Origin of the sequence: Paraburkholderia sp., from assembly GCF_034668105.1 — a bacterium.
Taxonomy (GTDB): Bacteria; Pseudomonadota; Gammaproteobacteria; order Burkholderiales; family Burkholderiaceae; genus Paraburkholderia.
In genome coordinates, this window is record NZ_JAXDPY010000556.1 from 1 (window position 1) to 7,426 (window position 7,426).

At 58.5% G+C, this 7,426-nt stretch carries 9 protein-coding genes and 1 pseudogene; 6 read left to right on the forward strand and 4 right to left on the reverse strand.

Features of this window, described 5'->3' with window-relative positions; translation table 11 throughout:
* The coding region (locus QOC89_RS24590) for a LysR family transcriptional regulator (RefSeq protein WP_323047392.1) at positions 1 to 280 on the reverse strand (280 nt) is incomplete at its 3' end.
* Between the two features lie 678 nt (positions 281 to 958).
* Between QOC89_RS24590 and QOC89_RS24595 the strand changes: the two genes are divergently transcribed.
* The 4 genes from QOC89_RS24595 to QOC89_RS24610 all read left to right on the forward strand — a co-directional run bounded on the left by QOC89_RS24595 (position 959) and on the right by QOC89_RS24610 (position 3,626).
* The gene (locus tag QOC89_RS24595) at positions 959 to 1,222 is read left to right on the forward strand and encodes a hypothetical protein (RefSeq protein ID WP_323047393.1); all 264 of its coding nucleotides are present in this window, start codon (positions 959 to 961) and stop codon (positions 1,220 to 1,222) included.
* Positions 1,223 to 1,391: 169 nt separating this feature from the next.
* Positions 1,392 to 1,985, forward strand: coding sequence for an MFS transporter (locus QOC89_RS24600; protein WP_323047394.1), 594 nt, complete (start codon positions 1,392 to 1,394; stop codon positions 1,983 to 1,985).
* An 86-nt stretch (positions 1,986 to 2,071) separates the two neighbouring features.
* Complete coding sequence (locus QOC89_RS24605; protein ID WP_323047395.1) at positions 2,072 to 2,344, forward strand: hypothetical protein; 273 nt, start codon at positions 2,072 to 2,074, stop codon at positions 2,342 to 2,344.
* Positions 2,345 to 2,561: 217 nt separating this feature from the next.
* Positions 2,562 to 3,626 carry an alpha/beta fold hydrolase gene (locus QOC89_RS24610; RefSeq protein WP_416340460.1) on the forward strand — a complete coding sequence of 355 codons (1,065 nt, stop codon included), beginning with the start codon at positions 2,562 to 2,564 and terminating at the stop codon, positions 3,624 to 3,626.
* A 218-nt stretch (positions 3,627 to 3,844) separates the two neighbouring features.
* Here the strand turns inward: QOC89_RS24610 and QOC89_RS31965 are convergent, their stop codons facing one another.
* Together QOC89_RS31965 and QOC89_RS24615 are read right to left on the reverse strand one after the other, a co-directional pair.
* Positions 3,845 to 4,048 carry an enolase C-terminal domain-like protein gene (locus tag QOC89_RS31965; RefSeq protein ID WP_416340461.1) on the reverse strand — a complete coding sequence of 68 codons (204 nt, stop codon included), beginning with the start codon at positions 4,046 to 4,048 and terminating at the stop codon, positions 3,845 to 3,847.
* A 130-nt stretch (positions 4,049 to 4,178) separates the two neighbouring features.
* A pseudogene (locus QOC89_RS24615) lies at positions 4,179 to 4,386 on the reverse strand (FUSC family protein); the annotation flags it as partial.
* Between the two features lie 503 nt (positions 4,387 to 4,889).
* On the opposite strand from QOC89_RS24615, the gene QOC89_RS24620 reads away from it, so the two are divergent.
* Positions 4,890 to 6,143: an iron-containing alcohol dehydrogenase gene (locus QOC89_RS24620; RefSeq protein WP_323047397.1), complete on the forward strand. Its 1,254-nt coding sequence runs from the start codon at positions 4,890 to 4,892 to the stop codon at positions 6,141 to 6,143.
* Positions 6,144 to 6,218: 75 nt separating this feature from the next.
* Complete coding sequence (locus QOC89_RS24625) at positions 6,219 to 7,028, forward strand: fatty acid hydroxylase family protein (protein WP_323047398.1); 810 nt, start codon at positions 6,219 to 6,221, stop codon at positions 7,026 to 7,028.
* 137 nt (positions 7,029 to 7,165) lie between these two features.
* On the opposite strand, the gene QOC89_RS24630 is transcribed toward QOC89_RS24625, so the two are convergent.
* A partial coding sequence (locus QOC89_RS24630; RefSeq protein ID WP_323047399.1) for a hypothetical protein occupies positions 7,166 to 7,426 on the reverse strand: 261 nt, incomplete at its 5' end.

A 7,426-nucleotide genomic window follows, 5' to 3' on the forward strand; every position in this document is an offset into this window, starting at 1 on the left:
AAGTGCGTTTGTTGGTTCGCGGCGAGAAAATTTCTGTCCTGGTCAGCGCGTTCTGAATATGGTCGAGTGCGGCAGAGACCTCGACAAAAATATCATGCGCTCTGGACGTTGGTTCCATCCCGCGCAGGGTTCGAACGAATAGCTCATCGTTGAATTCGAGGCGTAGCCTGGCCAGAGCCTGGCTCATGGCTGGCCGGGGCATGCCAATCTTGTCGCCAGCGCGGGTGACGTTCCGCTCACGCATCAGAGCGTCAAACGCTTTCAGTAGGTTCAAGTCCATAGCAGTGTCGGAGAAGCGTCAACTATCAATCACTGTTGTGCGCAAATGAAAAATGCCCGGCGCTTCAAGTCTATCCATCGAAGCTGTTGAACCTGCGGAGCGTCCGTCGCCGTAAACCGCGTTGAAAAGCAGCCCGATCATTATCGGCCATTTTTTTTGCGGGATCCCCGATAGTCTCGGCCGCTCACCACACCACGCCCCCTCATTGATTCGCGGTGCACGGTTTCGTTTCGAATGCTACAGGCTCACACTCCCCAGCCTCGACAGACTTATGGTTCGATTGCGGAGGGGGCCTGTTTGTAGCGCATGTAAATCATTCCGGCCTCAAGAGCGAACGAGCCGCAACTTCACCGCGCGTCCATGCCGCCCGTTGAGCGCATCGTGCGGCAGCCTTCGGAGTTCGATCTTGTCCTGACCGGGTTCGCTCCTCTCAGCCTCAAAGAGCACAGCCGTTCGGTGCTCACCCGATAAAGCGACACGGCGATATTAGTCACGTGCATGTAGGTCATACGAAAATGAAATGATCTCGACCAGTGGCCGTCTTATATTGGGCGCCAAGCTGAGACTCCTCACCATCAATCCTGAGGACAGGATGATGAAGACCGGAAAACTCTGTCTCGCGGCAATAGCGGCGTGCACTGCCGCAGCAGTTTCGATGCCGGCAATGGCGACGGCAGAATGCAAGTTATGACGGCTACGCCCGATCAGATCAAGATTACGGATGCCTCCGCACACACGACAGGTGTGGCGCAAATCGAGGGGGAATACGCAAAGGTTTTGTATGGTGACGCGTCGGTTCGGGGAGGCGCGATGAAAGCGAAGGTAACAGAGCCGCTGTTCGCGATCTCTCCCGGTGCGCTGGCTGCACTTGCACCGATATCGATTGCCCGAAATGCCCGACGGCCGACGACCTGCATGGAAACATCCTTCTGGACGACGTGAACACGAAGCGGGCAGCGTCCGTTATGCGCAACTCGCATCCGCCGGGTTCAGCGTCATCATGCTTTTTCATGGTGACGAAAGAGCAAAGCACAATGGGTAAGCCGATACGGGTAATGATCGTGCCGGCGTGACCGGCGCTGCGCCCCAAAGATCCGGCTCAATCGTTGCGATGGCATGCGACCTCCCATCCGGTTTCGCATTGGCGCCCACCTATCATGCGATGCTGTTCTTCCGCTTCATCAGCGGCTTGCCGCATGGTGCCTATTTTGGCGGCGCCGCGCTCGTTGCTTCCACGCTGGTGCCGGAAAACCGGCGGATGGCCGCCGTCGGAAGGGTTTTCCTCGGACTGACATGCGCCACGATTGTGGGCGTGCCGCTCGCAAACTGGCTCGGGCAGGCCGTGGGCTGGCGCTGGAGCCTGTGCCTCGTCGCGGTACTCGGCCTGTTGGCCATGATCATGGTACGGCTATTCGCGCCCTTGGCGCTGGCAACGACCGACGCCAGCCCATTGCGCGAACTTGGCGCGCTAAGGCGGCCGCAGGTATGGCTGACGCTGGGCATCGGCGCAATCGGCTTCGGCGGACTGTTTGCGGTCTATACGTATCTCGCGGACATTCCTGGCGCTGTCACGCACGTCGCAGTGGCTCAAGTGCCGCTCGTGCTCGCTATGTTCGGGATCGGGTTGACAATTGGTAACATCGTCGTGCCCATGTTCGCCGGCCGGGCGGTCATGCGAACCGCTGGCGTTTTGCTGGTTTGGTGAGCGGTATCCCTTGCGATCTTCCCGCTGGTCGCCATGAATGTCTGGGCCGTCTCTGTCGATGTCTTTCTGATTGACATGGAGGCGCGTTGGCCACTGTACTGCAGACCCGCCTGACGGATGTCGCAGGTGACGCGCAAGGGCTTGCCGCGGCGCTGAACCATTCCGCATTCAACACGGCGAACGCGCTTGGCCCTTTTCTTGCCGGCCTTGCCATCGCCGAGGAATACGGATGGACGTCGCCCGCATCGGTGGGTAGCTTTCTAGCAATAGGAGGCTTGCTACTGTGTTTGATTTCCGCCCTGGCCGAGCGCAGACGAAAGGTCAGGTCGCCTGCCGTGGCGCGCGACCTGATGTATTGAGACCGCGCAGGATCGCCGCGGCTGCTATGTAGGGGCGACGCAAGCTCTTTCTTTAGTCAGGCGGTGCGTTGCAAAATGGTAAGGGATATTTTGATGTGCCACCATCATGCCTTGCCTGGACCGCGTTCGCCGACCTCGCTTGCACCGGCGGCGAATCCCCGCAGCTGTGTCTGAAACTCAGTCACGGGTTTCCGTTGTCCTACTTTCCGTCCCTTCAATGAAAAAGTCCCATTGTTCTGTTTCGATTGTCGCCGCCGCGACGATTCTCCTGTCGTCCACGTTGCCCATCGCCCCCGCATTCGCGCAAACGCCCGCCCTCGCGCAGGACGGTCCGGTCTACGGCTCCGAACTTCAGGGCTTTGACTATCCCTATCCCGTCTCCTACTTCAAGTTCTATTCGCAACGACAGGACTTGCAGATGGCGTATATGGACGTTGCTCCAGATCCGAAGGCGGCGAACGGAAGGACCGCCGTGCTCCTGCATGGGAAGAATTACTGTGCGGCCACCTGGGCGCCGACAATTAGTGTGCTGAGTAAAGCCGGCTATCGCGTGATTGCGATCGACCAGATCGGCTTTTGCAAATCGAGCAAGCCCGAGAATTATCAGTTCACGTTTCAGCAACTCGCGCGCAATACCCGCGACCTGTTGCAGTCGCTCGATATCCATCAGGCCACAATGATTGGCCACTCGACCGGAGGAATGCTCGCGATTCGATACGCGCTAACCTATCCTCACCAAACAGAACAGCTCGTGCTTGTCGATCCGATTGGACTGGAAGACTGGCGGGCGAAAGGTGTGCCGCCGGTCTCCGTCGACCAATGGTATGAGCGTGAGTTGCACACCTCGGCGGATCGCATCCGGAATTACGAAAGGAACACTTATTTCGCGGGGCAATGGAGAGCCGATTATGAACCGTCGGTTCAAATGCTTGCGGGTATGTATCGCGGACCGCAGAGAGATCTGGTGGCGTGGAACTCGGCGCTGCTGTACGACATGATCCTGACGCAACCGGTCTATTACGAACTCCCGCAGCTCAAGCCGCCGACGCTGTTGATGATTGGAGACAAGGACACGACTGCGATCGGTAAAGAGTTTGCGCCGGCCGGGATTCGTCCCTCTCTCGGCAATTATCCACAACTTGCGCATCAGGCCGCCGCTGTGATTCCGCACGTCAAGCTCGTCGAGTTTCCGAGCGCAGGACATGCGCCGCAGATGCAGGAGCCGGACGCATTTCATGCGGCTTTGCTTCGCGGAATGACCGATCTGCGCGCGGCAGATTAGTACACCGCCCTGGCATGTTGAAAGCCAATCAGAGCCTTCTCTGCCGGGTGGGCAGCGGTTGGGGCGTCTGGAGATGGAGTCGTTCGCACGCGTCGTTGAGATCGTTCACCACCGGCTTCGCAGCGAGTCAAAGCCGTTTTCAACCATCAGGGATTCCTGCATCACAGCGCTCCACCAACCAGGGGACTCGAAGCGGAAGACGGTAGGCGTAGCAGACATCAAGTGCGCGCTGACTTTCGGGAGAGATGGTTGCTGACAGGTAGTCCCCTCGCTTGAGCGATAGCGGTTACCCGCATGCACCCCATTATTCCTTCGACCTTCATGACATCCGGCATGAGGTGGTCGGTCGCGCCGGCACCTATGGCGGTGACAAAGTCGCATCCCCGCGTGCGCCCATTTTTCCGCAGCGCCCGCCGAAGCACGCAGGCCGTCGTCGCCGATTCCGCCAAAGGCTCGTAAGGACTGTCTGGCGGTTGGTCTGCAGCACTGCGGTTGCCTATTGCCCTGGTGGTTTCGCCACCCCAGAAGAACTTTCGGGCCGCAATGCGCGGTAATTCCGATGGTCGCCAACGTTCCGAACAGGGTTCCGACGACCCGGTAAAAAAGCTTTTCGCCAGCACCATCCCGCTTAACGGTTGCATCAGCACGAAGACCGTAACCACAGCCGTGTGGGGTTGCGGCAGTTCCAGCAACATCGCGATGCCAGCAGCCATGCAGCTGCGATCACCGACTTGATGACATGAATAACGATCTGCTGATCGATCGTCACCCGGTTGAGCATCGCCCAAATTTTGCGGTGCTGCGATGACTGCGCGAATTCCCGTCTGATGTGATTCATCTCAACTCGTAACCCACCTCGTCTAGTCCAGCGCAATGCACCTTTGCATAGATGCCACTTCCGTATCTCGGGGTGATGAACTAATATGTCAGTGACATATGAAGTGTATATGGAGCTGTCGTGGATGTACAGATAATCGGGGAAGGGTCATGCGCTCGCCGTTGCCCTGCACGGCATTCAGGGCATGCGCGCCGTTTGGGCACGGCTCGCGCAGCGGCTGTCAGAGGCGGCGACGTTTGTGCTTCCGGATTTGCGGGGGCGCGGCCGCGGGCTGCGCGGCGAAGGCGCGACCCATCACAGGCTGAGTGCTTCGCCCACGACCTGGCGGAGGTGATTCACGCTCACGTAGGCCCGCGACTCACGCTGACGCGTTGTCGGCGGTGCTTCGCGGCTTTCTGCGACAAGAACTTTGATATGGAGAAGACATGAGAGTAGAGGACCTTGTTCATTTCTGTGCCCCCGGGCGGTTGATTATCGGGACCGGTGCGCGGGCACAACTCCCGGAACTGATCGAACGCCTTGGCTATCGGCGCGGTGTGCTGGTGACCGACCGCTTCTTTTCGCAGAAGACGCCATGGGTAGACGAGTACGTGAGTGCGGCGCGGGCGCTCGGCATCGAGACCGTGGTGTTCGACGGAGGTGCACCGGACCCGACAACGACGCTCTGCGATAGCGCGACGGCCGCTACCCGGGCGAGTCTAAACGGGCACGCACCGGACCACGTCGTGGCGCTAGGAGGAGGCAGCAACATCGATCTGGCAAAGGCAATGTGCATTACGTTGCCTAGCGGTCGGCCGGTCCACGAGTTTGTGAAAGGGTTGACAGCAGCGAACCGTCCTCTCCCATTTATCGCGATGCCGACGACCGCCGGTACGGGATCTGAAGCAACGCCAGGCGCGATCCTGATCGATCCGGAAAATGCCACGAAAGTGGCTGTCATGGACAACTCACTGCGGCCTCAGGTTGCATTGATCGACCCTGAGTTCACCTATACCTGTCCGCGTAGCGTGACGGCAGATGCCGGGATCGACGCATTCACGCATGCGATCGAGTCGTATCTGACGCTGGATTCGGCGAAGTTCGACCGCGGCGGTGATGCTGATCCTGGCTATAGCGGCCGCTCATCACTCACGATGCTCTTTGCACGCGAAGCAATCAGCCTGTGCGCCCGATATCTCAAGCGGACGTACGACAACGGAACCGATATCGAGGCACGCACAGGCATGTGCTACGCGAGTGTCTACGCGGCGCTGTCATACGGAAGCGCCGGCTTGAACGCGGTGCATGGAATCGCCTATGCCGTCGCAGGTGCGACTCACCGCTCCCACGGGACGACGAATGCAGTGATGCTGCCCTACGTGCTGGAGGAACTTGCCGCCGCCCGGTGCGACGAGCTTCTCGATGTGGCGAACATTTTCGGCATTGCCACTACTGACCGAAACCAGGGAATACGTGAGCTGTGTAAAGCAATCCGCTCGTTGATCGAATCGATTGGCATTCCGACCACGCTGAAGGAACTCGGCATCGACCAGGCCTCGCTTCCTTCGCTGTTAAACGACGCGCTGGCGGTGACGCGGCTCCTCAAGGCTTTTCCGGTAACGGACGCGAAAGCGGCGTACGAAAGGATTCTGCAGCGTGCATACGACGGGGAGCCCGGTGAATGCCCGGCCGCCGCCTGACTGAAAACAAATCGAACACGCAAGTTAATCAACCAGCATATCCGTCGGATATGCAAAACATTAAGGAGATGTGTGATGATGACTGAAAGGCAAAGAAAGTTCCGGGAGAACTACCGGAAGGACATCAGCCCGCTGTACAACGGGCTGCTGCATATCGCGGTGCTGTACGGCGCCGGCATTGCGGCGATCTGCTACTGCGTGAGCCGATTGCACGCATCGCGTTGGGAGTGGCTGCTGATGATTCCGGTGTTTCTGGCCGGCAATTTCGTGGAGTGGGGCATGCATCGTTTCGTGATGCACCGGCGCATCAACGTGTTCGCCCTGCGCCAGATCTACGAGCGGCATACGCGTGAGCACCACCAGTATTTCTCGGACCTGGAGCCGACGATCGATACGATCCGCGAGTTTCGGATCGTGTTCTTCCCGTGGCGCGTGCTGATTACCTTGGGGATTGGCGGAACCGTCCTCGGCTTCATCGCCTCGCGCGTGATCAACCTGAACGCGGGCTATATCGTGTTCCTGACGATGGTCGGGCAGTACCTGCTCTATGAGACCTTCCACTTCTGCTGCCACTGCCAGGAGAACGCCCTCGTGCGCAATATGCCCTTCATCAATACAATCCGTCGTCATCACACGGCCCATCACAACATGGGGATCATGATGAAGTACAACATGAACCTGACGTTCCCGATTGCCGACTGGTTCCTTGGCAGCACGGACCTGCGTCGCGGGTTGCTTGGCACGCTCTTTAACGGCTACAGCGACAAACATGTGAAGGAAGAATTGCGCCCGGTCATCGCCCGCTTCAGGAATGACCACTCCCGGGTCACCCTCGATGGCCCGCAACTTTCGGATACCGAGCGCAGTGTTATGAAATCGATCTGAAACAACGGCCCTGCTTTGGCGGGGTCGTTGTGGTTTCTCACCTTCCTGGAAAGCGGTACGGTAAAAAAGAGGGGACGGTTTATCGGTAGATATTCATAAGCTATACGAAGAAATACCGTGGACGTAAAAATATTACATCAAGAAGCACGCGGCATGCATTGCGACAGTTCAGTTGGGGGAAATGGAAAGATGGATCGAATTGAAAATATGCGCACCTTTCTGCGAGTCGTGGATTCCGGAAGCTTCACCGCAGCAGCGGTGATCACTACCGCTAGTGTCGCGGCTACGTCGCGTCGCTGGAGAGCCCTGCGGGCAGGAGCGAACTTCGCGTAAGTGGTCCTGTTCAGACCAATGTCGCAGAATCTCTGCTGGTCGCGGTTCGGCAGAACATGGGCATT